Source organism: Paenarthrobacter sp. AR 02 (assembly GCF_021538675.1).
Lineage (GTDB): Bacteria > Actinomycetota > Actinomycetes > Actinomycetales > Micrococcaceae > Arthrobacter.
Map to the genome: position 1 here is coordinate 681,262 of NZ_JAJUKH010000001.1, position 26,275 is coordinate 707,536.

28 protein-coding genes are annotated in these 26,275 nt (G+C 61.5%); 8 read left to right on the top strand and 20 right to left on the bottom strand.

The features are described 5' to 3' along the window. Positions 1-17: 17 nt before the first annotated feature. The 3 genes from LRQ04_RS03095 (at position 18) to LRQ04_RS03105 (ending at position 2,706) form a co-directional block, all read left to right on the top strand. Complete coding sequence (locus LRQ04_RS03095; RefSeq protein WP_235517610.1) at positions 18-1,250, top strand: CaiB/BaiF CoA-transferase family protein; 1,233 nt, start codon at positions 18-20, stop codon at positions 1,248-1,250. Beyond that, positions 1,247-2,059, top strand: coding sequence for an enoyl-CoA hydratase/isomerase family protein (locus LRQ04_RS03100; RefSeq protein ID WP_235517611.1), 813 nt, complete (start codon positions 1,247-1,249; stop codon positions 2,057-2,059). The genes LRQ04_RS03095 and LRQ04_RS03100 overlap by 4 nt, the downstream gene beginning before the upstream one ends. 65 nt (positions 2,060-2,124) lie before the next feature. Then, positions 2,125-2,706, top strand: a complete 582-nt coding sequence (locus LRQ04_RS03105; RefSeq protein WP_235517612.1) for a dTMP kinase — start codon at positions 2,125-2,127, stop codon at positions 2,704-2,706. Positions 2,707-2,757: 51 nt separating this feature from the next. Here the strand turns inward: LRQ04_RS03105 and LRQ04_RS03110 are convergent, their stop codons facing one another. The 3 genes from LRQ04_RS03110 to LRQ04_RS03120 all read right to left on the bottom strand — a co-directional run bounded on the left by LRQ04_RS03110 (position 2,758) and on the right by LRQ04_RS03120 (position 5,181). Next, positions 2,758-3,618, bottom strand: coding sequence for a hypothetical protein (locus LRQ04_RS03110; protein ID WP_235517613.1), 861 nt, complete (start codon positions 3,616-3,618; stop codon positions 2,758-2,760). Continuing rightward, positions 3,615-4,262: a SatD family protein gene (locus LRQ04_RS03115; RefSeq protein WP_235517614.1), complete on the bottom strand. Its 648-nt coding sequence runs from the start codon at positions 4,260-4,262 to the stop codon at positions 3,615-3,617. The genes LRQ04_RS03110 and LRQ04_RS03115 overlap by 4 nt, the downstream gene beginning before the upstream one ends. 181 nt (positions 4,263-4,443) lie before the next feature. After that, complete coding sequence (locus LRQ04_RS03120; protein WP_235517615.1) at positions 4,444-5,181, bottom strand: NUDIX domain-containing protein; 738 nt, start codon at positions 5,179-5,181, stop codon at positions 4,444-4,446. 105 nt (positions 5,182-5,286) lie between these two features. Between LRQ04_RS03120 and LRQ04_RS03125 the strand changes: the two genes are divergently transcribed. Both LRQ04_RS03125 and LRQ04_RS03130 read left to right on the top strand, forming a co-directional pair. After that, a complete protein-coding gene (locus tag LRQ04_RS03125) occupies positions 5,287-6,306 on the top strand; it encodes an SPFH domain-containing protein (RefSeq protein ID WP_235517616.1) in 1,020 nt (339 codons plus the stop codon). Positions 6,307-6,315: 9 nt separating this feature from the next. Beyond that, a complete protein-coding gene (locus tag LRQ04_RS03130) occupies positions 6,316-7,218 on the top strand; it encodes a hypothetical protein (RefSeq protein ID WP_235517617.1) in 903 nt (300 codons plus the stop codon). 476 nt (positions 7,219-7,694) lie between these two features. Here LRQ04_RS03130 and LRQ04_RS03135 read toward each other — a convergent pair whose 3' ends face one another. The 5 genes from LRQ04_RS03135 to LRQ04_RS03155 all read right to left on the bottom strand — a co-directional run bounded on the left by LRQ04_RS03135 (position 7,695) and on the right by LRQ04_RS03155 (position 12,961). Continuing rightward, positions 7,695-8,795: a cation diffusion facilitator family transporter gene (locus LRQ04_RS03135; RefSeq protein WP_235517619.1), complete on the bottom strand. Its 1,101-nt coding sequence runs from the start codon at positions 8,793-8,795 to the stop codon at positions 7,695-7,697. After that, complete coding sequence (locus LRQ04_RS03140) at positions 8,792-9,154, bottom strand: metalloregulator ArsR/SmtB family transcription factor (RefSeq protein ID WP_235517621.1); 363 nt, start codon at positions 9,152-9,154, stop codon at positions 8,792-8,794. The genes LRQ04_RS03135 and LRQ04_RS03140 overlap by 4 nt, the downstream gene beginning before the upstream one ends. A gap of 228 nt (positions 9,155-9,382) precedes the next feature. Beyond that, on the bottom strand, positions 9,383-10,792 hold the full coding sequence (locus LRQ04_RS03145) for an MFS transporter (protein ID WP_235517622.1): 1,410 nt from the start codon (positions 10,790-10,792) through the stop codon (positions 9,383-9,385). Beyond that, complete coding sequence (locus LRQ04_RS03150) at positions 10,789-11,712, bottom strand: ketopantoate reductase family protein (RefSeq protein ID WP_235517623.1); 924 nt, start codon at positions 11,710-11,712, stop codon at positions 10,789-10,791. Before LRQ04_RS03150 ends, LRQ04_RS03145 begins: the two co-directional genes overlap by 4 nt. A gap of 4 nt (positions 11,713-11,716) precedes the next feature. Next, positions 11,717-12,961, bottom strand: coding sequence for a hypothetical protein (locus LRQ04_RS03155; protein ID WP_211713296.1), 1,245 nt, complete (start codon positions 12,959-12,961; stop codon positions 11,717-11,719). A gap of 231 nt (positions 12,962-13,192) precedes the next feature. Between LRQ04_RS03155 and LRQ04_RS03160 the strand changes: the two genes are divergently transcribed. Continuing rightward, positions 13,193-14,200 carry a ScbA/BarX family gamma-butyrolactone biosynthesis protein gene (locus LRQ04_RS03160; protein ID WP_255773710.1) on the top strand — a complete coding sequence of 336 codons (1,008 nt, stop codon included), beginning with the start codon at positions 13,193-13,195 and terminating at the stop codon, positions 14,198-14,200. Here LRQ04_RS03160 and LRQ04_RS03165 read toward each other — a convergent pair. Next, positions 14,168-14,800, bottom strand: coding sequence for a ScbR family autoregulator-binding transcription factor (locus LRQ04_RS03165; protein ID WP_235517626.1), 633 nt, complete (start codon positions 14,798-14,800; stop codon positions 14,168-14,170). The genes LRQ04_RS03160 and LRQ04_RS03165 overlap by 33 nt on opposite strands. A gap of 113 nt (positions 14,801-14,913) precedes the next feature. Here LRQ04_RS03165 and LRQ04_RS03170 point away from each other — a divergent pair, with 113 nt between their 5' ends. Further along, the gene (locus LRQ04_RS03170) at positions 14,914-15,858 is read left to right on the top strand and encodes an NAD-dependent epimerase/dehydratase family protein (RefSeq protein ID WP_308194855.1); all 945 of its coding nucleotides are present in this window, start codon (positions 14,914-14,916) and stop codon (positions 15,856-15,858) included. A gap of 78 nt (positions 15,859-15,936) precedes the next feature. On the opposite strand, the gene LRQ04_RS03175 is transcribed toward LRQ04_RS03170, so the two are convergent. Genes LRQ04_RS03175 through LRQ04_RS03190 form a run of 4 tightly spaced genes read right to left on the bottom strand, consistent with a single transcriptional unit; the run spans position 15,937 to position 18,233 of the window. Continuing rightward, positions 15,937-16,500, bottom strand: coding sequence for a hypothetical protein (locus tag LRQ04_RS03175; protein ID WP_235517628.1), 564 nt, complete (start codon positions 16,498-16,500; stop codon positions 15,937-15,939). A 30-nt stretch (positions 16,501-16,530) separates the two neighbouring features. Next, complete coding sequence (locus tag LRQ04_RS03180; protein WP_235517632.1) at positions 16,531-16,827, bottom strand: DUF4190 domain-containing protein; 297 nt, start codon at positions 16,825-16,827, stop codon at positions 16,531-16,533. Between the two features lie 39 nt (positions 16,828-16,866). Continuing rightward, positions 16,867-17,664, bottom strand: coding sequence for a hypothetical protein (locus LRQ04_RS03185; RefSeq protein ID WP_235517633.1), 798 nt, complete (start codon positions 17,662-17,664; stop codon positions 16,867-16,869). Continuing rightward, a complete protein-coding gene (locus LRQ04_RS03190) occupies positions 17,661-18,233 on the bottom strand; it encodes an RNA polymerase sigma factor (protein ID WP_235517634.1) in 573 nt (190 codons plus the stop codon). The genes LRQ04_RS03185 and LRQ04_RS03190 overlap by 4 nt, the downstream gene beginning before the upstream one ends. Before the next feature lie 179 nt (positions 18,234-18,412). On the opposite strand from LRQ04_RS03190, the gene ggt reads away from it, so the two are divergent. After that, positions 18,413-20,242 (top strand): gamma-glutamyltransferase, encoded by a 1,830-nt coding sequence (ggt, locus tag LRQ04_RS03195; protein ID WP_235517636.1) that lies wholly within the window; start codon positions 18,413-18,415, stop codon positions 20,240-20,242. Positions 20,243-20,256: 14 nt separating this feature from the next. On the opposite strand, the gene LRQ04_RS03200 is transcribed toward ggt, so the two are convergent. Genes LRQ04_RS03200 through mpaM form a run of 7 tightly spaced genes read right to left on the bottom strand, consistent with a single transcriptional unit; the run spans position 20,257 to position 26,270 of the window. Further along, the gene (locus LRQ04_RS03200; protein ID WP_235517637.1) at positions 20,257-20,442 is read right to left on the bottom strand and encodes a hypothetical protein; all 186 of its coding nucleotides are present in this window, start codon (positions 20,440-20,442) and stop codon (positions 20,257-20,259) included. Positions 20,443-20,470: 28 nt separating this feature from the next. Further along, complete coding sequence (locus tag LRQ04_RS03205) at positions 20,471-21,175, bottom strand: hypothetical protein (protein WP_235517639.1); 705 nt, start codon at positions 21,173-21,175, stop codon at positions 20,471-20,473. Further along, a complete protein-coding gene (locus LRQ04_RS03210) occupies positions 21,175-21,909 on the bottom strand; it encodes a hypothetical protein (RefSeq protein ID WP_235517641.1) in 735 nt (244 codons plus the stop codon). Before LRQ04_RS03210 ends, LRQ04_RS03205 begins: the two co-directional genes overlap by 1 nt. After that, positions 21,906-22,619: an ABC transporter ATP-binding protein gene (locus LRQ04_RS03215; RefSeq protein WP_235517642.1), complete on the bottom strand. Its 714-nt coding sequence runs from the start codon at positions 22,617-22,619 to the stop codon at positions 21,906-21,908. Before LRQ04_RS03215 ends, LRQ04_RS03210 begins: the two co-directional genes overlap by 4 nt. Then, positions 22,616-24,277, bottom strand: a complete 1,662-nt coding sequence (gene mpaP / locus LRQ04_RS03220) for a daptide biosynthesis intramembrane metalloprotease (protein WP_235517643.1) — start codon at positions 24,275-24,277, stop codon at positions 22,616-22,618. Before mpaP ends, LRQ04_RS03215 begins: the two co-directional genes overlap by 4 nt. Next, positions 24,274-25,458 carry a YcaO-like family protein gene (locus LRQ04_RS03225; RefSeq protein ID WP_235517644.1) on the bottom strand — a complete coding sequence of 395 codons (1,185 nt, stop codon included), beginning with the start codon at positions 25,456-25,458 and terminating at the stop codon, positions 24,274-24,276. Before LRQ04_RS03225 ends, mpaP begins: the two co-directional genes overlap by 4 nt. After that, positions 25,455-26,270, bottom strand: coding sequence for a daptide-type RiPP biosynthesis methyltransferase (gene mpaM / locus LRQ04_RS03230; RefSeq protein WP_235517645.1), 816 nt, complete (start codon positions 26,268-26,270; stop codon positions 25,455-25,457). The genes LRQ04_RS03225 and mpaM overlap by 4 nt, the downstream gene beginning before the upstream one ends. Positions 26,271-26,275 lie beyond the last annotated feature (5 nt).

Genomic DNA, 26,275 nt, shown 5'->3' on the forward strand with positions numbered 1-26,275 from the left:
CGTTAGGTACACAAACCATGCTCAAACCACTCCGCGGGATCACCGTGATCGACCTCAGCCGGGCTCTCGCCGGGCCCTATTGCACGGCACTCCTGGCTGACATGGGCGCCAGGATCATCAAGGTGGAAAGCGTCAACGGCGGTGACACCGCCCGGCAATGGCCGCCATTCCAGGACGGCCACAGCCTCTACTTCGACTCCGTCAACCGCAACAAGGCTTCCGTGTGCCTGGACTTCTATTCTGCCGAGGGTCGCGAGATCCTCGCCGGCTTGATCGCCGATGCCGATGTCCTGGTGGAAAACTTCAAACCCGGCACGCTGGACAAAATGGGCTTCACAGCCGCGCGACTCGAGGAAGTCAACCCGGACCTCGTGTTGGGTTCCGTCAGCGGGTTCGGGAACACCGGGCCCCTCAAGGACGACGCCGGACTGGACCAGGTCATCCAGGGAATGTCGGGCCTGATGTCCGTCACAGGGCCTGGACCCGGGGAAACATATCGTGTGGGTCTTCCGATCGTGGACATCACATCCGGAATGGTTTGTGCGTTCGGCATCGTCTCCGCGCTGCTCGGCGCCCGGAACGGCGAACGGCCCGGCCGGGTGTCTACTTCCTTGCTTGAAACCGCGCTGAATCTGTCCGCATTCCAGGGCCAGAAAGCCCTTAGCCTTGGTGAAGCAGCCACCCCGCAAGGCAACAACCACCCCGTCATCGCGCCTTACGGCACGTTTGCCACCTCCACGGAATCCATCAACATCGCCGTGGGAAGCGACAAGCAATGGCGGGCGTTCTGCACGCTGATCGGCGTTCCCTCCGCGCTGGAGGATCCCCGGTTCGCCACCGGAGCGGATCGTTCGGCCAACCGCGATCAGCTGACAGAACTCATTGAGTCCTCGCTTGCCACCAGGCCCGCTTCCGAGTGGGTTCCGCTGATCAGCCAAGCCGGTATCCCTTGCGGGCCCATCTTCAACTACACGCAGGCGCTGGCTACTGAGCAAGTGGCCGCGTTGAAGCTCATTCAGCGCCGCCAGCGACGGGACGGTTCCGAACTCCCCCTCCTGCGCGGGCCGCTGAGCCTGGACGGCGAGGCGAGCGAAATCCATACGCCGCCGCCGCTTCTTGGCGAGCACACAGCGGAGGTTCTGTTGGAACGTGGAATGACGCACGACGACGTGTCCCGGCTTGAGCGCGAGGGTCGCGTTGTGTGCGGGCCGGCATTCCGGACTTCCGCGGACGCGGGAGCACGCTCATGAGCATCGCCTCCGAGGTGCGCACCGGCCGCCTTTCCGTTTCAGTTGCCGGCGGTGTGGCGACAGTGGAGATCTCCAACCTTGCCCAGCGCAACGCCCTGACTAAAGCCATGTGCCTGGAGTTCCAGGAAATCATGCCTCGCTTGGACGCCGATCCTGATGTTTCAGTAATCGTGTTGCGCGGCGCCGGGGACACGTTTTGCGCTGGCGCGTCCATCAGCGAGCTCTCCTCCGTCCTGACCGACCCACAACCCGATGGTTCCACGGTGGACCATCTCAGCCTGGCCGATTCCGCCATTGCTTCCGTGGCGAAGCCGACGGTGGCCTTGGTGGACGGCGCGTGCATGGGTGGTGGCTGGCAGATTGCAGCAGCGTGCGACTTCGTCATCGCCAACGAACGCGCCGTTATTGGGCTGACCCCGGCGAAGATCGGCATCATCTATCCCCGTCCCGGCTTGGAACGGCTTGTCCGTTTGGTGGGCCACGCCAACGCAAAGTACATCCTCCTCACGGGACAGACGTTCAGCGCCACTGAAGCCAAAGCGCTTGGCCTGGTGGCCGACGTCGTTCCCTCTGAGTCCTTTGAAGAGAAGTGCGCAGCACTGATCAACACGCTGCGCAGCCGATCCCGTTTCTCCATGCACGCGATGAAGCGGCTGGTGGATTGTGAGGGGTCAGCGGGTGAACCGGTGGTGGACCAGGAATGGGCCGATGCCTGGGCTGCGATGCCTGCCAGCCCGGACATGGAGATCGGCATCAGCGCTTTTCTGAACCGCAAGCAACCCCGGTTCCAGTGGCGGCCCATGGGGTGATCTGCGCCGCATCGCGGGACAATCCCTCCCCTCGTTTCGTTGGAAAGGAAACGAGGGGAGGCCACATGCTCATTGTTCTGACGGGAATTGACGGTTCAGGAAAGACGACGGCGGCCCGCGCCTTGGTCGATTCGGCCCGCGCCGAGGGACGGAACGCCCTGCTGCTCAGCAACCACGCCGGCCGGAGGCACTTATCGCTTCTTTCCGCGAGATTCGGCTGGCATCTGCATCCGCGGTTTGTCGATGTCGTTGAGACCGGAATTCGACTCTTCAATGTGCTGGTGCATCACGCGCGTGCTGAAAAGTGCGACGGGCTGGTGGTGATGGACCGCCACGTCCACTGCCAACTCGCGTTGCGCCAGGCCAACGGATTGGGTCGCGGCCGTTTGATTCCGTGGCTGCTGGGGAAGCTTCCCGTTCCGGACCTCATGATCCACTTCGACGTCGATCCGCAGCTAGCCCACGAGCGGGTCCTGGCGCGCGGCACCGACAAGGAATCCCTCGCAGACCTGGTGGCTTTCCGGGCGGCCTACCGATCCCTCCCGGAGTTCGACGACTTCGTGGTGGTTGATGCGAACGGTACGCCAGAGGACGTACTGGCCCAGCTCAACCGTGCAATGGCCGCAGCCGAGCCGGCCCGGGTTTGAGCGTCTTTGGCTTCCGCTTGAGATCCTCTGCAGCCCTACGGACCACTCGTATTAATGGCCGCGAACCAGTACCAGATAGAGGATCGCGATTGCCGCCATTGTCCAGCTTGCGAGGCTGCCTACCAAGAACTCCTCCGCTTTGGAGCCCGAGGCGCGGTCTTCCGAAATTTCCGGGAAACGAATGACTCCCTTCGCAGCCGCCAATCCCGCGATGACCTGCCAAGCCCCGGCGAAAGCCAGGACGACGATGAGGAGTCTTTCGATAGGGCCGATGAGCCTGCCGCCCTTCAGGGCCGGACCCGACACCGGCTTGTCTCCTGCGCGAAGGCTGGCGACTTTTTTGCTGCTGACGAACAACTCCCACTTATTCTCGGGTTTCGGACCGACCGCTTTCGCACTGACGGCTTGTTCCAGCTCCGCTTTGGTGTCTTCCTTTTTGGCCCAGTTAAGAGCTGAAGCGGTGATGTTGTTGGCGCTTTTGGTGAGGAAGATACCAACCGCGGTGGCGGCCATGATGGTTTCAAGAGGGAACGACGTCGCAAACCGCCGATCAGTCAGTGAGTAGATGTCAACGAGGAAGCCGCCTGCAACGTCGAAACTGCGGTCGTATGCGCTGATCCCAAAGACCAGCACGAAGAGTACGATGGCCGGCCACAGCCGTGGAGCAGGCTCACGAGGGTGAAGGAGGAGTTTCCACGACGGTTTTGGGGACTGCGATGTAGTAACCAAGATCCAAGCCAAAACGGCCACCGCACATACCCCAGCAGCTAAAGGGTTCAACCCCAAGCCCCAGAAGGCGAGCGCCGGTACCCCCAGGAGGACCAATAGTTGAAGTGCAAGAGAAACTTCGCGACGGCAGCCATCTGCAAGGTCTACAAGGCCGACCATCAGGAGAAGTGTGGAGCCGATCATTCGATGGCTCCTTTCGTCAGTTCCTGCTGAGCTGCGACAAGCGCGGCTCCTCCCGAGCGACGAAGACTCTGCGAGACAGCAGACTGACTGATTCCTTCGCGCTGCGCCAAGTCCAATTGTGGGGAGCCCGAAAGTGCGCCCAGAGTTAACCTCCGGTCGCGCGGTCGCATCGAACTGATCAGCGAGTCCCGGAGCAATATAAAACCGTTGACCACAGCCACGGTCCCTGATTCCTTATGGTCGCTTGAAACAAACCACGAACGCAGGTATGGCTCGTTCTTATGCTCCCTGCGATGGGTCTCGTCAATCGCCTCCCGCGCGTTCCACCAAGCCGATCCGTCCTGGATGGCTACCGGAGATGATGAATCGACATCGGCTGTCTCTCCGCGGCCCAACCCAAACCTGCAGTCGACGTCCTCAGGAAGGGCCAGACGAACCAAGGCTGTCGTAAGGAGCGCGTCACCCAGCGTCTCGAACACGGCCTGAAACTCATCCCCGACAGTCGGCCACAATGGCCGGAGAGCCGGATGTTCCTTGCTTGCGTCTTCGAAAACCGACCGGACGGTCCGTTGCGCTCCCACACGATCTACGAGCTTGCGGGAGTTCACGATGTCCACAATAAGAGCCACAATTTGACCTGACATACACATAAGCATATAGCTTCTTTAGCAGTTTATATAAGGCGTTTCCGAGAGGCTCGAAGCGGCCTCAGGGTCTATCGCGCGACACGCGGGAATGAGTATAAGAACATAGCTTCTTTGGCTCACGAATAAGCTCCGGAAGTCGTGCCACCAGTGCGACCTTGATGCCAGAACGGGCTTGTCATCATGATTCCCGCGGGCGCATCAGCGGCGGATTGAGAACCGCCCGGGTGGGCTGACCTGCCGTCGGACGCGCCTCGGGGGCGAGCCGGAACAGCGCGGCGGGCCGACCGGCGTCGCCCGTTGTCATGCGGCCGGTTTCCTCGAGGAATCCGGGCGTCCCTGTCGCCTTCCGGTGAAAATTCCGCGGGTCCAATCGCGTGCCCCACACCGCCTCGTAGACGGCGCGAAGCTGGGCGATGGTGAACTCCTCACCGCAGAATGCCGCCCCGAGGGGTGAATATTCGAGCTTGGACTTGGCCCGCTCCAGGGCGTCGTTGAGGATTTGCGCATGGTCGAACGCCAACTCGAGCGTGCCATCCTGGATTTCCCGAACCGGGTACCAAGCCGCTTTCTCGGCGTCGCTGCCTGCCGCCAATACGGGAAAGTCCGGCGCCAGCAGCAGATGTGCGACCGTCAGGACGTCCCCGCGGGGGTCGCGGCCTTTCGGGCCGTAACTGCCCAGTTGCTCGAGGTGCCCGGGCAGACGCTCGACGCCGGTCTCCTCCGCGAGCTCCCGGCCCGCCGCTTCAAGCAAGTCCTCCCCCGCCAGAACGAAGCCACCGGGAAGCGCCAGTTTGCCACGAAACGGCTCGATGAGTCGGGTGATCAGCAGGGCGTTCAGCACGCCATCGCGCACAGTAAGGGCGACGACGTCCACGGTCACCGGAAAGCGGGCGGGCGCTGGATGGGATGCAGGCATACGGCAATCCTAGGTGAGTTATCGTCATGTTGACAATAAAGAGCGGATGGTCTTAGTGTGACGTTATCGTCAAACTGACGATAACAACACGAAGGAGCGAACATCATGGCCACCATCAAGCGCTACCCCTGGATCAGCCACTTCCTCGGCAGCCCCACCGGCTACGTCGTGCACCTGCAGAAGGGTGCAGTCAAGCACCAAGGAGTGGGCCAGGCGTTCTTCTTCCGCCCCGCCAACTCGGTGCTCAGCGAGGTTCCCGTGGACGACCAGGAGCTCCCCACTCTTTTCCACGCCATCACCCGCGACCACCAGGACGTGAGCGTTCAGGCGAACGTGACCTACCGCTTCATCGACCCCGTGGCGGTTTCCACCCGCCTGGACTTCGGACTGCAGACCGCAGGCAAGGCGCCGGCCACCGGACGCGAGCAGGTGTCCACCATCATTGGCCAGCTTTGCCAGAGCCACGCGATCGACCAGATCGCCACCACTACCCTCGCCGAAGCCCTGGAACGCGGAGTCAGCCAACTCCGACTGGTGCTCACCGACGCACTGCGGGCCGATGCACGTCTCCAGTCCACCGGTATTGAGATCCTCGGTGTCCAGGTCCTCGCCGTTCGCCCCGAGTCTGATGTGGAGCGCGCCCTGCAGACCCCGGTGCGCGAACAACTCCAAGCCGAAGCGGACCGGGCGGTTTACGAAAGGCGAGCGGTCGCCGTCGAACGTGAACGCACCATTTCCGAGAACGAGATGGCCAGCCAGATCGAACTGGCCGTCCGCCGCGAGAACCTCGTGGCCCAAGAGGGCGCCAACGCACGCCGTGCCGCCGAGGAAAAAGCCGCCGCAGGGCTCATCGAAGCCCAGGCATCAGCGGAGCGAAAGGGCATCGGCGCGGCTGCGGAAGCAAACCAGATCCGCCTGGTTGGCGAAGCTGCCGCGGCCCGTGAATCCGCCACAATGGAGGTGTACCGCGGCATGGAACAAGCCACCCTGCTGGCCCTCGCGCTCAAGGACGCCGCCGGCAGCCTCCCGAACATCGGGAATCTCACCATCACCCCGGACCTGCTCAGCGGAGCACTCGCCGGGCTGTTCAAGGAACCCGCAGCCACCTCCGAAATCACCAAGTAAGGACCCACCATGGCATCCCCGCGCATCGTCATTGTCCACCGGAGGACGGAGCTCCAGGAACTGCTGGACCGGCACGCCACCCGCGGCCAGGCCGAGTTCTTCCTCAGCACCCGGGGCCGCAGCATCCAGGACGTGCAGGACCGGCACGACCGTCTAGCCAACGCCCTGGCAACTATCAGGGCTTCCGTACCGTCGGATTGGCGCCAAGCCGAAGTGGAACGCGCCGACCTCAGCCGCTTTCTGCTGACCGCCGAGGACATCATCGCCGTGGTGGGGCAGGACGGATTGGTGGCGAACGTGGCCAAATACCTGAATGGCCAGCCGGTCATCGGCGTCGATCCCGAACCCGGCGCCAACCCCGGCGTCCTGGTCCGCCACACACCGGCGGCCGCCGCCGCGCTGCTGCGCACCGGGAACGTTGAGCGGCTGCGTTGCCAGGACCTCACCACTGTGACAGCAACGCTCGACGACGGTCAGCAGCTTTCGGCGCTCAACGAGGTTTTCGTCGGGCACGCCTCGCATCAATCGGCGAAATACACCCTCTCTGTACCCAGTTTCACCCAAGCAGGAGGACAGACGGAGCGGCAGTCGTCGTCGGGCCTTATTGTCTCCACCGGCACGGGCGCCACGGGCTGGTGCGCATCAATCGCTTTGGAGCGCGGCGGACGTGCCTTGCCGGCGCCCACTGATCCACGGCTTGCCTGGTTCGTGCGGGAAGCGTGGCCGTCCCCGGTTACGGGTGCTTCGCTCACCGAAGGGGTACTGGAAGCCGGCGAGGTCCTCCGGATCACCGTGGCATCCGACCAGTTGGTGGTGTTCGGGGACGGGATGGAGGACGACCGGTTGACGGCGTCGTGGGGACAGGAGATCACGGTTCAGCTGGGGCAGCGGCCGCTGCGGCTGGTTGTTTGATAAGCAGGAGTGCCGACGCGAGCCGAACGAGTCTGGACGGCGGCCGGTGCAGGACCGGCTTGCGAGCAGGCTGAACGGCAATGTCTTGGGATGTAAACTCAGGGCGTTCTACTACAGGTCAGTCAGGCCGATGCCTTTGTCATCGAGGCATGGTGCGTGTTTGCCGGCAGGGACACCGGTGGAGCGCAGGCAGGTGCATTGCGGCTGTTTCACTGCCGGTAGGCTCAGCCAGACGAAGCGTTCCATTTTGTTGTAGAGACCGAAGTCGAGTGTTGCTCCGTCGAGTTTTGGGGCCAGTTCGTGGCTGACGCTGAGCGTAATCTCCTCCTGGGTGCCAGGATTCCTGCCGTCCGGGGGCTGAAAGTCCAGGCTGCAGTGCAGCGCTTTCCGTGGGATGGTGCGGGAGAAGTACAGGCCTTGCTTGCGGCAGCCTCCTGGTCCGAGGTAGCAGTGCAGCGATTTGCCGAAAATGGCGGTCAGCTGACAATGACCGTCACCGTGCCGATATTGCGGATCTTGGTCCGAACCGCTTCTTCTACCCGGTGCTTGAGACTGCCTAGGTCAGCCATAGTCCAATGCGGATCCACCGGGGAGGTGACCTCAACGTGCAGTCGGTGCCCGCTCCAGCGAAGTTTCACAGTCGACTCCGCCGGGGCTACCGGTGCAATGGCGCTTTCGACGCGTCCAAGCAGGTCCGGGTCCACGCCGTCAAGGAGCCTGCGTCCGATGTCCCGGGCTGTCCCCCACAACAGAACGAAAATAGCGGCCGAGATCAGAATACCGATGATCGGGTCCGCGAGGGGGAAGCCGAGCCAGACCCCGATAACCCCGGCGACTACGGCAAGGGAGGTGAAGCCGTCCGTCCGGGCGTGGACACCATCGGCCACCAACGCAGCGGAGCCGATCTCCTTGCCGACCCTGATGCGGTACACGGCCACGATTTCGTTCCCCGCAAATCCGATCAAACCCGCGGCCAGGACCCAGCCGAGGTTGCTCAACGGCTGCGGCTGGAAGATCCTGCCAACGGATTCAACGGCGGCGACGATGGCTGAAAGCGCCACCATGGCGATGATGAAAAGCCCTGCCAAGTCTTCGGCGCGACCGAATCCATAGTTGTAGGCCCTCGTGGCCGTCCGTCGGCTCAGGATGAATGCCACCCATAACGGAACGGCCGTCAAAGCGTCTGAGAAGTTATGGATCGTGTCAGCAAGGAGGGCCACTGACCCGCTGATGACGAAAACAGCCAGCTGGAGCAGGGAAGTGACCAGCAAGACTGCCAGTGAGATCTTCAAGGCGCGAATGCCCTTGGCCGAGCTTTCCATGGCCTCGTCCACCGAGTCAGCGGCGTCATGACTGTGCGGGACAAACAATCCGTGCAGCAAGCCCTTCAACCCACCCGGGTGCTCATGCCCGTGATCATGGTTGTGGTCGTGGTGGTCACCATGCCCGTGGTCATGCTTGTCGTGGTCGTGGTCGCGTTCATGAGCATGGTCAAGGTGTCCGTGTCGGCGGCCGTGGGCCTCGTTACGGCCGGCTTCTTCAGTCAGCTGTCCGGGGCTACTCTCGGGGCGGTTCATGCTGCTCCATCCGCGGTCGCCTGGTGGTGGTGCGGTGGTGTGCCTCCAAGACTGTGTTCGGCCTGGAAGATAGCGTCAGCGACCAGCTGACGGGCGTGCTCGTTCTCCAGCCGGTAATACACGCGTGTCCCTTCCTGACGCGTGGACACCATCCTCGCCAAACGCATCTTTGCCAGGTGCTGGGACACAGCAGACTGGGGCTTGCCCACCTTCTCAGCAATCTCATTCACGGACATCTCGCCATCCCGCAGGGCCAGAACAATCCGGACCCTGGTAGCGTCCGCAAGCATGGAGAAGACTTCGACGGCCAGCTCTACATACCCGCTATCGACGGACAATCCACACTTATCTGCATTCATACGCATATTATGACATGCGCGATAAGTCCTGTCCGACCGCCTTGTTTTGAGGTTCCGGGTCCCCACTCGGCGCTGCAGTGGAGAAGCGTCCGCTGATGGACCCCTCAACGGGCCCCTAAAACTTTTTCGTCCAACCCGGTCGACTGCTCGGTTTAAACAGGTACTGGCCGGGACGACGCGTCCCGGCCAGCTTGCCAATAGCCCTGCAGCCAGGCCCATCGCTCTTCCTCAGTGAGAGGTTCGAATTGTCACCTCAGCTTGGGGCCGGTTCGCGGCCCCATGATTCTCCAATGGTCGTGTACGCCTGGTTTTGCCCGGGTAAAAGACCAGTGCCAGGATCACAGCGAAGCCCACGATCACGATGCTGAATTGGGGCAACAATCCCGTTTCAAAACCGATCCCGCCGATGGTTGCAACAGCTACGACCATGCCAAACTGACGGCTGGTGTTGAACATTCCGGAGGCGGCACCACTGACTTCTCCGGGTGCTACGTGCATGGCTTGCGCGCTAAGGGTCGATGCCAGTAGCCCCGACGCGAACCCTACGAGGATCATTCCAACCATGAGAACAACGGATGATTCTCCGGAAGAGATGATGCTCGCCAGTGCCCCAAGGAAGCCGGTAACGGTTCCTGCTGCAATGATCCGCAACCGCCAACCGGGCCGGCTGGCCCACACGGTGAGGTTTCCGCACAGCCACGCCACCGAGCAAGGCAACACCAGCATCCCGGCGCTCAGCGGCCCACTTTGCTGGTAAGACGAGGCCCACAGAGTGAATACGAGCAAGGAACCGTAGGAACAGAACTGGTAGATGGCTCCGGCAGAAGTGAGCCTCAGGAAGCTGCGGTCCTGCCATAGTTGCTCTGGAATCATCGGTGTCTGCGCCCGCCGGTCCGTGATGACCAGCGCTGCGGCCACAAGCGCGACAAACACCCAAGCCAGAACCAGCCAGAGGGTGGAAAGCTGGCCGTGGGCCATCGAAATGAGCACCCAAGCCACGGAAAAGAGGAAACACAGCAGCAGCCCCTGGCTCAGAGCGGAGATCTTCCTCGATGCGTTCCCGGGCGTGCTGTGATGCTTGCGGATGACGAGCAGCGCGGCGGCACATACAGGCAGGTTCAGCCAGAAGATAGATCGCCAGGTCAGGACTTCGGAGAGAGCTCCACCGATCAGTGGGCCCAGGGCGATGGCGCACCCTCCGACGACTCCCCAGACTCCGACGGCCCGGGCCCTGCGATTGGGGTCCGGTTCCGAGGCCGCGATGATGGCCAGCGTCATCGGAAGCATGAAGCTGGCCGCAGCCCCTTGCATCAGTCGCATTCCGACGAGCACAGGCGTAGACCAAGCCAGGGCACATCCGATGGAGCTGGCCAGGAAGGCTACCGTCGCCCAGCGGTAAACGCGAAATGCACCATATCGGTCGCCAAGGACTCCGGACAGAAAAAGGAAAGCGCACAACGGGATCGTGTAACCGTCCAGGATCCACTGCAGATCTGTTGTTGTGCCACCGAGCTCGTTGATGATCTGAGGTACGGCAACGTTGATGGCTGAGGCATCAAAGGCGACCAGAAAATTTCCGATGCTGACCGCTATCAGGAGCGGGACAGCCATTCGCCGCACCGCGGGAGCCTCGCTCATGAGACCAGCCTTGCTTGCCGTTCCCTAGGCAGCTGTGAGTTCAGAATGAACGAATGGATTGGCGTTGCCACCCCTACGTTGGCGGCCCGGGCAACTATTACCCCGTTTTGATCCGCCAGCTCTGACGGCAATCCTGAGGCCAGATCGCGCTGCATGGATGATGTCGTCGAAGGGTCAAAGACGTCGGTGTAAATAGAGAAGACTTCCTCCACGTCATCGCTGGTAAACGTGACGCCGAAGGCCTGGGCGACCGAGGCGACCTCAACAATGCCATCCCGGACCATTGACCGGGTCTCGGGATGCGTACGGGTCACCCCGACAGGGACGCCGGAAACCGCTCCCACCCCGCCATAGGAGGCGATTAAAGCGATCTTCTTCCAGAGCGCGCGTTGGACGTCCTGGGCGAGGGTCGCCGTGACGGAGCTTTCGTTGATGGCATTGACCACTCTCTCGGCGATGTCGGTGTCAATGCCGACCTCATCGAAGAGCCCGGCACTGAGTGTGGCTTCTCCGCCGATGAGTTCAACAGCCAGTGGGGCGGTGCGCTTGACGATGACAACGCAGGTTGTGGCGATGACCGGGGAGGCGGGGAAGATGCGCCGGGCGATTTCGGGGGCCTCTATACCGTTTTGCAGTGTCACCAGCGGGGTCCCGTTATTGATCTTGCCCCGCAGTTCGAGGAGGGCGTCCTCTACTTGCCATGCTTTGGTGGCTATCAGCACAACGTCGACATCTACCGGGTCAATCTCAGATACCACGCTTACTCCGGATATGGTTTCTGTTCGAACTTCTGTGAACAGGTGCAGTTTGGCGTCTTGGGTGGATGACCGGGCTTTCAGCACTACGCTGTGGCCGGCCTGGGTCAGGCGTGCGGAGAAGTACAAGCCCATCCCACCGGCGCCGTATACGAGGATGTTCACGGCCTCAACTCCTAAGGCTGGCCGGAGCGGAGTTCAGCAGCTCCAGCCCCAGCTTGCCGACGTCGGGGAGCCTGATGATCGGGTTGTAGAAGTCCAGTATCTGTTCGTGAAGGCGGACGAAGAGCTGCTGGCGGTCTTCGTACAGCTCGTGCATCTTTGTGCTCAAATGACGGTAGACCTCACCGATCAACTCTTCGGTCACGTGCTCTGCCGGCACGCCGTTGTCGATCAGGATTTGGCGTATGTAGTTCGGGAACAGTCCGATTTCATTGATGAAGTACTCGACTTCACGACTCACTCCCAGGTAGTCGGGAACGTTGACGATGCCTGCGTTTTCGTTCAGGACGAGGAAGCCGCTCACGGGACGGAACGGTGTCGGCGTCGTGAGGTAGGTCCGCTCGGACCAGCGTGCTGCGTCGACCAGTCCATCGATGTCCAACGGCCCGGAGTCGACCGTGATGTTGTTGTCGGCGAACACCGAAGCGATGGACTCAAGCTCGGCCAGGCCAGCCCGGTTGCCGACCCCTGCGACGCCGCCTTCGATCATTTGGAATCCGTGGAAGACGCTGACCAGGGAGTTGGCTGTACCGATTCCCCTGTCGTTGTGTCCGTGCAGGTAAAAGACAGTGTCCGGGTTGTCGGCAACCAGGTTCGCTGCCAGCACTGCCGTTGCGTCCGGGTAAAGGGTTCCAATGGAGTCATTGATGCGGATCAGGGCGATTCCCTGCTGGCGGCAACGTTCGATCTGGCTGATCAGATGCGCGTACTTATCCTCCTCGATGGTGTTGGAGAAAGCGTTGAGCAGGCTCGACCGCAGCGTTCCCACACCGAGGGAGCGCACACGGTCAGCAACCCTTTCGAACAGATGGCGGTGGGAGTCAATCTCGATCATGCCGATGCTTACGTAGAGACGTCCCAATTGCTCCCGGCTCAGGGTTCCCTCCAGCGCATGGCAGAGGGGCTCCCAGGTCTTGAGGGTGAGGTTGAACGAGAAGGTCACATCGGCGGGGATTTTGCCGGCATCTTGTGCCCGCAGCAGTTGATCCACAAACGCGGGCTCACGGATACCGGAGCCAACATCGATGTCTTTCACACCTGAGTTGGTGATCTTCATGACCAGCTCCAGCTTGTCCTCATTGCTGGCTCCGAAGGGGGCGCGTTCACCGCCTTCACGGATTGTTTCGTCAGAGATGGCCTTGATCGAGAAGTCGTTGTATCGGGGTTGATGGTTGCTCGGAAACTGAAGCATTGATCGCCTGTCGCTCGATGGAAAAGGAAGTGGCATCGATGGAAAGCCGGCTTTTCGAAGCCCACGCCGATGCTTGCACGGCCTAAATTTCTTATCAAGCCGGATGACCGGTTTTTACTCCCCATCTCGTTTTCTTGCGGATTGCTCCCCGGTCACAATCGGTTCGCAGCGGCAGCGGGGACGTCCGTAGGTACGCTCTCCTCGACAGTTGAAACAATCCATTTGACCGGTATGCGTTTGCTCGATGATCCGACTCTCAGAGAGGGAAACCATTTGAAGGCCACATCTGCGCGCGACTTGTCTTTCGACCACCCGGTTCCCCGGCGTTTAGTGCACCGTTCGGCCATGTCGGAAGTTTTCGTAACCGACGTTCATCAACAAGAAGACCATCTATTCTTGGTTGCTGCACAGTGGCCGCGGTGGCATGTGTTCTATGGATCAAGCTCTGAGGGTTACGATTCTGCGCTCATATACGAAACGCTGAGGCAGGCGACCATTTTGGTTGCTCACACCCAGTTGGGAGTTCCACTCAGTAGCCGTTTCCTGCTTCCCCACATGGAGGTGGCAAAGGAGGAGGTGCGGGGGCCCGATGGGGGTAGGCCGGCAGATGTGACTCTCTTCGTCCGCGTCTCAGGCCTCAAGTCGGGTAGCCGCGGGGCGACAAGTCTGCAGGTTGATGCCCAATTCCTAGTTGAGAACACCGTGGTTGCCACGGCGTCCGCCGGCGCGAGAATTCTGAACGAGAACACATATGAACGTTTTCGGCGGCGTGAAGTGATGAACCCACAAGCTACGGCACTGCCGCTGCCGGTGGGAATCAGCGAAGCGGTTTTGGGGTGCCTTTCGTCCCGCAATGTTGTCCTCGGTGGATCATCGACCGCGGGAAGCTGGGTCCTTCGTGTAGACACGAGCCATCCGATCTACTTCGATCATCCAATTGATCATGTTCCCGGTGCGCTCCTTACCGAGGCGGCGCGCCAGTGCATCAGAGCCTTCGTTGGGCAGGCCGACCTTGACGTGCGGTCATACAGCGCGCGGTTCCATAAGCTCGTGGAGCTCACTGCCAAAACGACGCTGAGCGTCGAGCATGTGGTCCAACGGCCGGATGGAACGACCTCCGTCGGCGTCGATTTCAGGAGCGCCGAAGGGGAGCTTTTGGCCCGGGTCGTGGCTATTGTTCCGCGCCTGGGCGATGAGCCGGTGATTTCAGGGGTTGGTGCCAATTATCTCAGCAAGTGATGTCCGGGTTTCCGAGGCGGAAGCCAGAACGGGCAGAAGGATCATCCACATGTCATCCACCCGCTTCAACAAGTCAGTGCGTGCCGTCAGGACATCCGAAACAAGCTGCACGCCCGTGAAGGCGGCAACTACGAACCTGGCCAGAACTTCGGCCTCGACGTCAGGATTGATTTCGCCTTGGTATTGGCCTTGGGATGCCAGTTGCTGCATGGTGGAGACCCAGTCCTCGTATGGGTCTTTGACTGAACCGCCGAAAGCGGAAGCCTCCAGCGTAAGCCGGATACCGGCACGGATGACCGAATCTGCAATGAGTTGCTCGGCGAAATGTCGACAGAGCAGCACCATCGTTGTCAGAGGTGTGTGTCCCCCACCCAGGATGGGTTCGCTGGTTGCGCGAACCCTGGAGTGCTGCTCTGCGATCACGGCTTTTGCCAGGTCCTCTTTGGATTTGAAATGAAAGTATAGGGCCCCCTTGGTAACCGAAGCAGCTTCTGCGATGTCGGCAAGGCTGGCGTTTCCGTAACCGACTGTTTCGAAAGTACGGGCAGCCCCTTCAATGACAGTTGCCCGGGTAGCCCGGGCTCTTTCCTGCTGAGCCACAAACGCCTCTTTCTGATGGAGACCATCATGCATATAGAACTTCTGCCTGGCCGGCTGAGCGCGGCGCGGGCAAAGACTGCGAATCGTCGTCCTGCGGAAGCACGGAGACAACGGTGAGAGTCCTTCTGCTTGGCGCCTCGGGTTTTATCGGCAGCCACATTCGTACCGTGCTTGAAGCAGACAATATCGTCGACGTTATAGGGCTGACGAGACGTCCCGCAAACGAAACCCAAACACTACGAGGAACCTTTGTGGGCGGTGACGTCACCGACGTCGGTTCGCTTAGACGGGCCATGGCGGGGATGGACATTGCGATCAACGCCTCGTCGTACACGGGAAAATCCCGCGACCTTGCCGATTCAGTCAACCACCGCGGAACACTCAACCTTGTCTCAGCATGCAAAACACTTGGCGTGCCACTCATTCAGATCAGCACGACGGCGATATACGGTTCCGGTCCTCACCGAAACCTGACGATGGGAGGGGCCGAAATACGTCCTGAATCTGTGGTCAGCCGGGCTCGTGCCCTCGCCGATGACGCCGTCCTGCAATCAGGCGGAACAGTAATCAGACCCCACCTCATCTACGGGCCGGGAGACCGATGGTTCATCCCGGCCCTGGCGAAGATTTTCGGACATCTCAAGACGCGTATTGATGGTGCCGAGAATCTTCTCTCGGTCATTGATGCGCACCAGCTGGGTCAACTGGTCGCCGGTCTTGCGAGGGTCGGCTATTCGCAGGGAGGAGCTTTCCACGCAGCTCTGCCGGCACCTGTCACGATCGGCCAGATACTCCACTGCATCAACGACCGCATCGTCCCCCTTGAATTGGATTCGTCTGTCTCCCGTGAATGGGCAGAGCCCATCATGGAAGCCTTGGGCCTGACCCGGCATCAGATCAACCTCATCGCCGAAGACCACTGGTACAACTCCGAGGCCATCTGGGAGATAGCGAGGGTAGTGCCCATCACCGTCGGCATCTCAGAAACGACAGCTTCTTGGTACAAGAAGTACCTGAGTTTCAGTCATTTGGACTGGGCAACAGACAAGAAGCCGTGAACGAATTCGGTTGCCCTGCATGCGCCTCTCCTTCTTCCTCTGCGGTTGGCCGAACGTGTGCCCTGTACCTCCCGCACTTCAGGTGGTCGTTGTTGGGGGTCCGGGTTTCATGTCCACGTTTTCGATGACTTGGTCGAGCGACTCCGGGCGGGCAGCAAGCTCCACTCGGCTTCCCTCGGTCAGCAACGTTAGTACTTCGTACCCGTAGCCGGTAATGTACTTCCGGTCTTTTCCCCCAACATTCCGGCGCTCGTGGACCACCTCAAGCACTTCAATCTCAGTCGCACGTCCGGAAGGTTCCAAATTGTCATAGACGGCGGGTTGAAAGTGAATAACTCCTGGAGACGGGGTGGCGATACCTTGGTTCCATATACCACTAAGGGATCCCGGCCGGGAATCCGGGTACCTCAGGAAAGCCCTGAATTGGCCAGCCTCGCCCAACCGCTGATTGGTTTTCCCGATGCGTCGAAGCTGGAACACGGCAAGGAGAACATACACAACCGTGTACATGAGCGCAGTGATCAGCGAGTCCAACAGGTCACGGCGACCGATGACCATCCAGCCTGCAGTCAGAAGCACAAAGAAGATGACATAGCCCCAAACCAACGCGAGGTAAGGGTGGCGTCGGATCCATTGCTTCATCTCAATCCGCCTCTCGGAAATTAGCGTGACTCAGTTAATCCACTGCTGAACTGAAGTCGGTATGTACATGAGAACGCTCAGGAAGGCCCACGTCGCAATTCCGTAGCCGATCGCCAACGCGGCCAGGGCTAAACCCCGCCCCTTCTGGTGCTTCAGTTTGATCTGGTTCAGTGAAACGTGCCCGGCACCAACAGCGAAAGTGGCTAGAACACCGAGTCCGAACACCCAAATCCCGACAAAAGCCACGCCACCAAGAGCTACTGCTACGATCGCCAGTTTGTTTACTGTTTGGCTGGAAAGCGGTACTTGCGTTGTTGAAGAACTCACAATTCCCCCGTTTCGTAAGTGTCAACTGAGTGTAGCCAGTCAGAGGCTGAGATAGAGGGTTTCCTTCGAGTTATCGACGAAAGTCACCTCGATAGGGACCCGTTGATCGGAAGAGTTTGTTATTTCGGCACCGGGCAGCCAAAACGCGAACTGACCTTTGGAAACCGTTGCTTCGATCCGTTTTCCCGCTGCGCTGGTGTAAACGATCGCAGTGACTTCTGCTCCCACTCGACCAGCGGCCATGGACAGGGGCTTGTTGGAGATGACACCTGTCCCCAGTTCTGTGGCCCTGACGCCACGGGCCGATAGGGATTCTCCAGGGAATGGTTTTCCTATAGAGCCGAATGACCCTTTGTTGAACCACGGAGCCGAGGAATCTGTGGTGCAGGTTACTTCAAAGCCGTCAGATCCCGTAAGGACCACTGTTGTCCAGGCACCTCGTCGCTCAGCGATAGCGACATCAGCGGCGGCCAAATCGTCCGCATACATACCGCCGCCGACGCTTTCGCGTGATCGGAGGCAGTCGGCAACAGCGTTATCCCGTTCGGTGCCGCTGAGCTGACCAGGCGCGGCAGTCCACGTTGCAAAGGCGGGGTCTCCCCCGGAAAGTGCCGGAACGATGGTGAGGGCGGCGGTTGCTGCGACCGTAGAGCCAGCCAGCGCCAGGGTTTTCCAACGACGGCCTAAGCGTGCCACCGCCGGCAAGACAGAAACGCTGGGGTTCGTTTCAAGAACTAGGCGAAGGTCTTTCTTGCGTCGATCCGGATCCGGAGCCGGGCTCTGCTCAGCTGCATCCATGGACGAGAGGAGCTCTGCAATGTGCTGGTTGTCTTTCATGGTGTCGATGCCTTTTCTGAAAGCGTCGGGGTAGGCGTGGCATGAGCGTTGTGCGGGGAATGTTCCAGCAGGAGCCTCAAAGCTCGCCGGGCTCGGGTGAGGCGCAATCGAAATGCCACTGGGGAGATTCCGACGACACGAGCTGCTTGGGGCGCGGCCAGGTTTTCAAATACGGCGAGCCCGAGGGTTTCCTGATGGACCTCTGAAAGGAGCGCCCAAGCCCTGCTTAGATCAACCCGGCTGCTGACCAGATCAGCGTGGGAATCCGAAGGTGATTCCATCGACGCTTCAGCCAGACGGACCCCGAGGGCCTGCTGCCGCTGTTCACTGCGACGGGCATTCAGCAACAGATTGCGTGCGATTCCAAAGATCCATGCCCGGGCGTCATCCTGGTTCCCCGGTACTTCCTGGAACCGCCGCCAAACGATCAGAAATGTCTCCGCCACGACGTCCTCGGCGTTCACCGGATCTGTTCGGCGTTGAACGAATTTGAGGAGGTCGGCGTATGCGGACTCATATAGAAACCGAAAGGCCCGTTGGCTGTCAGCGGCTCTCGATGGGTAGCTCATACCCTGTACCTGTCCGCCACACCCCCAAGTGTGTCGCAACCATGGTGGAATTCTCGATTCGCACGCGCCCGCATACTCCCAACGCCGCGCCAAGGCAACCGTTGTCCCCCGCAGAACCCCGGGGTAGGGTGACCGGACCGTCCAACCACATCATCGTCTGGGAAATTCTGGGAGACACCATGACACATGTGAGACGTCAGTTGGCTGCTGTCACGGCAGCCTTGGCACTGACCGTGACCAGCGGAGCGATGGCCAGTCCAGCCTTCGCCGATCCCCGCCAAACAGACAAAACCCCTACGGTCACGGGCTACGGCGGGGCTGTCAGCACAGTGGATCCTGAAGCTTCGGCGGCGGCCATCGAAGTGCTGCGCAAGGGTGGCAACGCGGCCGACGCAGCCGTCGCGGCAGCGGCTACCTTGGGCGTCACCGAACCCTACAGCGCAGGCATTGGCGGCGGAGGCTACTTCGTCTACTACGACGCCAAAAGCAAGCAGGTGGGCACCATCGACGGCCGTGAAACTGCCCCGGCCGGCATCACCAACGATGCGTTCATCGACCCCGCCACCACGAAGCCCTACAACTTCACCCCGGAACTGGTGACCAGCGGTGTCTCGGTCGGAGTCCCCGGCACTGCCGCAACGTGGGAGCAAGCGCTGAAGCGCTGGGGCACGATGGACTTGGGCGATGCCCTGAAACCGGCCATCAAGGTAGCTACCCGCGGTTTTGTGGTGGACAACACCTTCCGCAAGCAGACGCTCGATAACAAGCTCCGCTTCAATGCCTTCACCTCCACGCAGGACCTGTTCCTTCCCGGTGGCGACGCTCCCGCCGTCGGAAGCGTGTTCCAGAACCACGATCTCGCGGCGACGTACAAGCTGCTCGCAAAAGAGGGGGCTGACGCCTTCTATCGCGGCGCTCTTGCCGAAGAAATCGCCAAAACCGTCCAGGCTCCCCCGAAGACCACGGACACCCCGCTTCCCGTCCCGGTCGGCTCAATGACTGCCCAGGACCTGGCGAACTACAAAGTGGTGAACCAGGACGCCACCAAGGTGCAGTACCGGGGATACGACGTCTACGGCATGACTCCCTCCAGCAGCGGCGGCACCACGGTGGGCGAAGCGTTGAACATCCTGGAGAATTACAACCTTAAAGACATGCAGCCGGTGGACGCACTGCATCACTACATCGAGGCCAGTTCCCTCGCTTTCGCTGATCGTGGCGCCTACGTGGGCGATCCCCGCTTCGTCAATGTCCCCACCCAGACCCTGCTGAGTGACCTGTTCGCTAAAGAACGTGCCTGCGAAATCGGCCCGACGGCGGCCAAGAAGCCAGTGGTCGCCGGCAACATAGAAACGTACGACGGCGTGTGCTCGCCTTCGGCGGCGCCGCTCGCCGATGAGACGGATACAGAGAATATTTCGACGACGAACATGACCGTCGCCGACAAGTGGGGCAACGTGGTGGAGTACACGCTGACGATCGAACAGACCGGTGGATCCGGAATTGTTGTGCCCGGCCGTGGTTTCCTGCTCAACAACGAACTGACCGATTTCAGCACGGAATACAAAGCCACGGACCCGAACCGGATCGAACCAGGCAAGCGTCCAAGGTCGTCGATGTCACCCACGATCATCCTGAAGGACGGCAATCCGTTCCTGGCCCTCGGTTCCCCCGGTGGTTCCACCATCATCACTACGGTCCTGCAAACCATTCTGAACCGGGTGGATCTGGGAATGACGGTATCCGAAGCCCTTGCCGCTCCCCGTGCGGCGCCCAGGAACGGCGCGACGGTGACTTCCGAACCAGCCTTCATCGCCAAGTATGGCGACGCGCTGACGTCCCTTGGCCACCAACTGGTTCCTGCCGGTGACGGCCTCACGTCAGATCCGGAAATCGGTGCCGCAACAGCAATCGAGTTCAACAAGGATGGATCTACAACTGCTGCTGCCGAGCCTGTTCGTCGAGGCGGCGGATCAGCGATGGTTGTCAAAGCTACGAAGGGACGTTGAGGCTTGCCGGTGGCTCAAGGACGGCGGTTATTCTTGAGCTCCCGGCTGAACCTCCACGCCATCGCCAGTGCGGCGGCCGCGATGATGACTCCGGAAACCGTGGACCACCACGCCTGCTGGGTGTTGGACACGAAAATGGAGACGGCGTAGGCCGCCAGCACCAACGATAGGAGCAGCCAGACCAAGGGTTTTCGATTCACAATGCATTCCTTAATGTGTGGTGATTTTTCAGACCAGGTCACGCTTCACGAACACCGTGAATGCTGCCGCTGCCACCAGTACAAGCCAGCCTGCAGCTCCGCAGAAAGCCCCCGACGCCGGTATGTTGACAGCCGCTTGTTTCGCCCAGTCGGCGGCCAGAACGGGGAAGAAGAACGTTGTCACTGGTTCTGACAGGTCGGGCAACAGCCCGGGAAGGGCCACGCTGAGGGGAACCGCGAAGAGGCTGACCAGGTGGTTGCGGAGGAGGGAACCGAGGGCGAAGCCCCAGAGTGCCCCCATGGCGGCTGTCCCCGCGAAGGCCAGGACCAACAGCGGGCTCAGCGTCCCGGCAACCTTGAGAACAGCCGCAGAGAAACCAAACGCCAAGCCGATAACGGCCCCGGCAAAGAGGGCGGCCGCCGCCGTCGAGAGAGCGCGTCCGAGGAACGCAGGCCTCCGCTGGAACAGCAAGACCCGGCGGTTGAAGCTGCCTGCCCGGTAGTCGGCGGTGAACGAGAACGACCCGAACACCGCGGAGACGGTCAGCACCAACGGGATCACCGCTTCCAGGAGGAGCGCAGACAACCCTGGTGAGTCCGCTCCGGCTTCACTGGTGCCCGCAACGAGCAGCATTCCGGTGAGTCCCAGAGCCAGCGCAGCGCTGATCGCCGATCCCTTCCACAACCATGGCCGCCGGAGGTCCGAGAGAAGGGCGGGTCCCGGATTGACCACTAGAACTCCTTCCTTCGAACCACCCACAGCGCCCCCACGCCAGCAACGAGCGTCCAGGCAACGGATACCAGGAACGCCGGGACGGGCTCCATCAGCCCTTCCATCGGCAGCGACGCCACACCCGCCAGGGCCCCGGAGGGAAGCCAGCGGGCAACCCCGGGAGCGTTGGCCATCAACGGCAGCTCAATGGCGAGTGGAATGAGCAAGGTGAGAATCGTCGTCGCGTAGTAATGCTGGATGATCCAACCGAGGGAGCATCCCCAAAGCGCACCGAGGCAGGACGCGAGGACGACGGCGCCTAAGGGGCCGAGTGATCCGGGCGCCAGCAGCAGTTCACGGGTAGCCGGCGCCAGGGAGAACACCACGCTACCGCCCCACACCACGATGCCTGCGAGCGCCGTACCAATTCCTACCGCGAGCGCTGCAACGTATTTGGCCCTGAACACGCTCATCGCGCCCGAGGTCACCACGCTGCGCCGAATCGTCCCGTAGTACGACTCCCGGGTGACCAGGTAGCCCCCCGCAAACGTGGCCACAGGGGCGATGCCGGCGGCGACGGCCCAGAAGATCCCCACGTTGTCCGAGGCCTGGAAGCGATCCGGGTTTTGGGGCCAGCCGAGGAAGTTGGCAACGAACCAGGGCACCAGGCCGCTGAACGCCAGGATTCCCAGGACAGAGTAGCCGCTGAAGTATCTCAGGAGTTCCGAACGGAGGCCGCAGGCAAGGCTGTTCATTCGGCCGCCGCCCCCAGAATGGTGAAGTACGCGGATTCCAAGCTGCCGCCGCCCATGGCCTTCGCTTCGTCCAGGGTTCCCCGGAACAGTGTTCTTTGCTTGAGGATGACTACCTCGTCAGCTACCTGTTCCAGTTCCATGAGTTGGTGGCTCGAAACCAGCGCAGAGCCTCCGGCGGCAGCGAAATCGCGCAGGAACCAGCGGAGCCACTGGATGCCTTCAGGGTCCAGTCCATTGGCGGGTTCGTCGAGGACAAGGAGCTCGGGGCTGCCCACAAGAGCGGAAGCAATCCCGAGGCGTTGCCGCATGCCCAACGAGTAGTCCCGGACCCTCCGGCCTGCGTCGGCGACAAGATCCACCTGATCGAGGACGCGGTCCACGCTTTCGCGGTCAACTCCTGCCGCGAGTTGGCAGATCTGCAGGTGGCGCCGTCCGGTGAGCCCGGGCTCCACGTCCATCCCCTCCAAGTACACGCCCACTTTGGTGGCGGGACGACGCAGCATCCGGTAGTCGGAGCCGAACACAGTCGCCCTGCCGGAGGTCGGTTCCAAGAGCCCGGTCAGACCTGCGAGCGCAGTACTTTTCCCTGCCCCGTTGGGGCCGATCAGGCCCACGACAGTGCCGGCCCGAACGTCGAACGTCAGGTCTTCGACGGCGAATCTCGAGCCTCGTTTCTTGCTGAAATGATCAAAGCTGGCATGAATCGTCATGATCGCCCTTTCAACGCATCGACGGAATGGGCGGGCCACAACGGCGATGTCGTAACCGAGTCCCACAGCCACTCCCCCAGGCTTGATTGCTGTTGGCTGGTGACTTCCGCACGTCCTGAGATGGAGAGGTTGGTCCCTGATTCCAAGCGCCCTGGGAAGGCGAGCACGGGAAGGCTGTCGCCTTCCAGCGCTACCGGGACCAAAGTGTCCAGCGGTGCCGTGGATTTCGACGGCGGCTGCTCGCCCACAGTGGCCCGCCCCAGGTTCTCGTGAATGATCATTCCCTGCGATTGCAAGGTGACGTGATCCCCCGGTGAGAGCGCATAGGCCGAGCCTTCGAGCGGGACCACGATGCTCAATTGGCCATCGTGATAGGTGTACCCGGCTACCGTCACTGGCCGCACCGGAATGATGGCAAGGAGCAAACAAGCCACCAGGGACCCCAACAGCGCCATGAGGATCCGCCGCCACAGGGCACTTCCGTTTCTGGCCGCTGCGCTGAAAAACCGGTAAACACTCTTGGCGGCCATTCCAAGCAGCAGGCAAAGGACCAGGAGAACAACCAAGTGTCCCGGGTAGCCGAGCTGCAGGAAGATCGGCATGAGTCGCTGGAACCCGACCAGCATGAAGACGATCCCGGAGATGAAACATGCGAGGCCGAACCACGGCAGTAGGCCTTGGCTCTTGAGGGTCCTCCGCGAACCGAGTACGCGGGAACTGACCATATCGCCCAGGACGCTCAGCGATTTCTTCCGGAGATGGGGGACGTCTACGGCGGACATCAACGCGACGTAGCCATCCAGTTTGATGAAGGGGAAAAGATTCAGGACCGCCACGGCGTAACAGATGAGGCCGTAAAGGACTGCCGCGTCCTTGGCGGACGACTCCGGCAGAAAAGCCTGAAAACTCAGAGCGATACTGCCGAGCGCAACGTGTACCAAGGGCCCCGCGAGGGCAACCAGTACTCGTTGTTTTCGTGAGCTCAACCGCCACCCGTCTGTAACGTCGCAGAAGAACGCGGGCGACAGGTAGAACAACATGATCCCGATGCGTCGCGGTGTTCCGCCAAAGTAGCTGAGGGCCATCCCGTGCCCCAGCTCATGCAAAAGCGTGGACACGAACATGGCGCCAACAACGTACAAGTACGCCTCAACGGGAAGCGGCGAGGCAAGTACCCGCCACAATTGGGGCCCCGCCATCGCGGCACCAACCAAGCCTCCGAACAGCAACAACAAAGCAACGATGGCCGCAGCAGGCCGCATCATCGCGGCGACCACCGGTCGAAGTGCCAACAGCAAAGGGGCGGGGTTGAACAAGGTGAACTGTAATGTCAGCGGCGCCCGGAACTGGACCCGTCGCACCTCGGCCGGCCCCGCGCCGCCGTCGAACATCCCGGTGGGAGCGAGCTGACGCACAATTCCCATGACATCCGCGGATGTCCACGGCGATCCCAGGCGGACGGCCACCTGCGCCGGATCCTTCTGGCCGTCCACCACTTTAAGGACATGGGCGACGTCGGCAGAGACCCGCGCTTTCGGCACACCGTTCACGGCAACAATCCACGGTCCGCCCTCCTGGAGCGGTTCGTCGATGGAAGCCGTGGGGGCGAGTTGAACCGGCCATTCCACAGTGGTTCCGGCTTTTGCTGCGCGGTTCATATCAGGGGATGCGGGGTAGAGGCCGTCCCGGACAGGCCTTTGGTTTCGTCCATCGACAAAGGAACGGCACCCGGGCAGATCGCCTTGCCAGCCACCCAGCCCATGTCCCGGATGGCTTCCGGGAGCCGGTGGGTAAGGCTGACCCACAGGGCGGAGATGCCCCTCCCGTCCAAGTGGTTCGCCAGGGCGTCGACACTCGCCGCCGGCTGACGGGCAGGCAGCGGACTCGGCGTGAAGGTGTTGACCCACTGAAGCAACTCGCTGATGGCGGGCTCGGTACTCCAGAACTCGGCGCGTGATTCGTCGTCGGTGACTTCCTGCGTGGGAACAGCGGCCTGCACGCGGGCAAGGAAGAGTTCGCGTATTTGCAGTCCTTCCTGGAGGGCTCCCCGCAGCGCTGCTATTGGGTCCGGCGACGCTTTCAACCCGACAGCGCCGAAAGGCTTGGTCCCCGAGGGGTTGGTAATGATGCAAACCGCTGTCTCCAGTGGGCTGCCAAGGTGCGGAACGAACGCGAGAGTGGGCTCGATCCCCGCCGCCCGGCTCATGGCGAGAAGCTCCAGGAGGCTCCGGTTCGCGGGCGCTTCGTGCAAGCCTGCAGCGTCGAACAGGTGCAGCGGCGTCTTGGTGTGCCAGGCAGAAAGGAAAGCATCCCGCTCCAGAACTTCAGCAATCCCTGCAGCCTGGGCGAAACCCTCGGACGGCCCGGAAGCAGCACCATTCGGTGAAGGATCAAAGAACGCCTCCCACGGATTTGGCTCCGCGAGGCCGGGACTGTAATCCACCAGCGGAGCGGGAACGTACGTCGTCTTCTGCGTGAGGAGGTCAGTAGCGCGGTACCAAGGGAAATCGAACGCCAACGCCGACGCTCGACCCAGCCCGGCCGTGACGAAATCAAGGCGCTGCTCCTCACTACCTGGCCGGGCACGAAGGTGCTCGTCATCGGTCTGAGCGGGTACCAAGGCGAAACGCTCCACAGCCTCCCCGGCGCCCCTGGTCAGGGAGGCGCGTTTGTTGACATCAAAGGCACCGACGGCGGAGGCGAACCCAGGTTGGGACGCCCGCGCTTGCGCGAGCACCCCCACGGTTCGCCATAAGCCGACGTCGTTCGGCACATACACGGAAGCTTCGGACACCAGCCCTGAGGATGGGTCCAGCGTGCGGACGGGATCGAGGCTCATGCTGCGCACACCCACAGCTCAATGTCGTTCAGGCGGGAACTGCGGGACGCGATCCGAACCGGACGGCGTTCCCGGATGGTGAGCCCCTGGCCCACGATTTCCTCCGCGATGAGGTCGTTGCTGACGAAGGCAACCTCGCTGGTATAGGCGGAGGACCGGTAGGTGCCGCCCTCGTTGAAGCTGACGTGGATCATGGTCACATGCCGTGCCCCATTAACAGGATCACGGCTTTCGGCGGTGATCAGGAATGAGTCTTCCCCGAACGCAGAGATGGTGGTGTCGCCGTCGTCGTCTGCTGCTTGGTGGCTGTCAGCGTTCAGGACGGTCAGCAGGAAGACGCCGCCGGGCGTCAGGCAGTCACGGACGCGGCGGAAGAGCTCACGCCGCGCGGACACGTCCAGGAGAGTGATGGAACTGGCACCGAGAACCACGCAACCGTATCCGCCGTCGAGCTCGAAACGGGACATGTCCGCCTCCACCAACTCCACGTGGACCTGCCGCGGGTTGAAGGCCGGGCTCGCCACCCTGGCCTGCAGTAGTGCGAGCATTTCCGGTGAAGAGTCGACGGCGGTCAGCGGACGTCCCAGCGTGAGGAGGGGCCGTGTGATCCGCCCCGAACCTGAAGCCAATTCGAGGATGGGACCGGACGTTTTGCTTGCCGACGCCAGGATCTCGGGAAGTTCGGTGAGGTCGTTGGCGGTGATCCGGTCGTAGAGGCGGGACCCGGCAACGCTGTACAAATCCTCGGGCGGATCGAGGTGTCCGAGCACGCGCAGGATGGCGTCGGCAGTCTTGTCGGGAGCGGTTTTCATCAACT

What these genes read in the sequence shown, in the direction of transcription:
- LRQ04_RS03210 (WP_235517641.1), bottom strand. Translation starts at nt 21,909, where the DNA reads ATGAACAGCCTTGCCTGCGGCCTCCGTTCGGAACTCCTGAGATACTTC.
- LRQ04_RS03095 (WP_235517610.1), top strand. Translation starts at nt 18, where the DNA reads ATGCTCAAACCACTCCGCGGGATCACCGTGATCGACCTCAGCCGGGCT.
- LRQ04_RS03135 (WP_235517619.1), bottom strand. Translation starts at nt 8,795, where the DNA reads ATGAACCGCCCCGAGAGTAGCCCCGGACAGCTGACTGAAGAAGCCGGC.
- LRQ04_RS03110 (WP_235517613.1), bottom strand. Translation starts at nt 3,618, where the DNA reads ATGATCGGCTCCACACTTCTCCTGATGGTCGGCCTTGTAGACCTTGCA.
- mpaP (WP_235517643.1), bottom strand. Translation starts at nt 24,277, where the DNA reads ATGAACCGCGCAGCAAAAGCCGGAACCACTGTGGAATGGCCGGTTCAA.
- LRQ04_RS03175 (WP_235517628.1), bottom strand. Translation starts at nt 16,500, where the DNA reads ATGAAGCAATGGATCCGACGCCACCCTTACCTCGCGTTGGTTTGGGGC.
- LRQ04_RS03225 (WP_235517644.1), bottom strand. Translation starts at nt 25,458, where the DNA reads ATGAGCCTCGATCCCGTCCGCACGCTGGACCCATCCTCAGGGCTGGTG.
- LRQ04_RS03160 (WP_255773710.1), top strand. Translation starts at nt 13,193, where the DNA reads ATGCGTTTGCTCGATGATCCGACTCTCAGAGAGGGAAACCATTTGAAG.
- LRQ04_RS03130 (WP_235517617.1), top strand. Translation starts at nt 6,316, where the DNA reads ATGGCATCCCCGCGCATCGTCATTGTCCACCGGAGGACGGAGCTCCAG.
- LRQ04_RS03115 (WP_235517614.1), bottom strand. Translation starts at nt 4,262, where the DNA reads ATGTCAGGTCAAATTGTGGCTCTTATTGTGGACATCGTGAACTCCCGC.
- mpaM (WP_235517645.1), bottom strand. Translation starts at nt 26,270, where the DNA reads ATGAAAACCGCTCCCGACAAGACTGCCGACGCCATCCTGCGCGTGCTC.
- LRQ04_RS03120 (WP_235517615.1), bottom strand. Translation starts at nt 5,181, where the DNA reads ATGCCTGCATCCCATCCAGCGCCCGCCCGCTTTCCGGTGACCGTGGAC.
- LRQ04_RS03155 (WP_211713296.1), bottom strand. Translation starts at nt 12,961, where the DNA reads ATGCTTCAGTTTCCGAGCAACCATCAACCCCGATACAACGACTTCTCG.
- LRQ04_RS03140 (WP_235517621.1), bottom strand. Translation starts at nt 9,154, where the DNA reads ATGAATGCAGATAAGTGTGGATTGTCCGTCGATAGCGGGTATGTAGAG.
- LRQ04_RS03100 (WP_235517611.1), top strand. Translation starts at nt 1,247, where the DNA reads ATGAGCATCGCCTCCGAGGTGCGCACCGGCCGCCTTTCCGTTTCAGTT.
- LRQ04_RS03105 (WP_235517612.1), top strand. Translation starts at nt 2,125, where the DNA reads ATGCTCATTGTTCTGACGGGAATTGACGGTTCAGGAAAGACGACGGCG.
- ggt (WP_235517636.1), top strand. Translation starts at nt 18,413, where the DNA reads ATGACACATGTGAGACGTCAGTTGGCTGCTGTCACGGCAGCCTTGGCA.
- LRQ04_RS03185 (WP_235517633.1), bottom strand. Translation starts at nt 17,664, where the DNA reads ATGAAAGACAACCAGCACATTGCAGAGCTCCTCTCGTCCATGGATGCA.
- LRQ04_RS03215 (WP_235517642.1), bottom strand. Translation starts at nt 22,619, where the DNA reads ATGACGATTCATGCCAGCTTTGATCATTTCAGCAAGAAACGAGGCTCG.
- LRQ04_RS03190 (WP_235517634.1), bottom strand. Translation starts at nt 18,233, where the DNA reads ATGAGCTACCCATCGAGAGCCGCTGACAGCCAACGGGCCTTTCGGTTT.
- LRQ04_RS03125 (WP_235517616.1), top strand. Translation starts at nt 5,287, where the DNA reads ATGGCCACCATCAAGCGCTACCCCTGGATCAGCCACTTCCTCGGCAGC.
- LRQ04_RS03145 (WP_235517622.1), bottom strand. Translation starts at nt 10,792, where the DNA reads ATGAGCGAGGCTCCCGCGGTGCGGCGAATGGCTGTCCCGCTCCTGATA.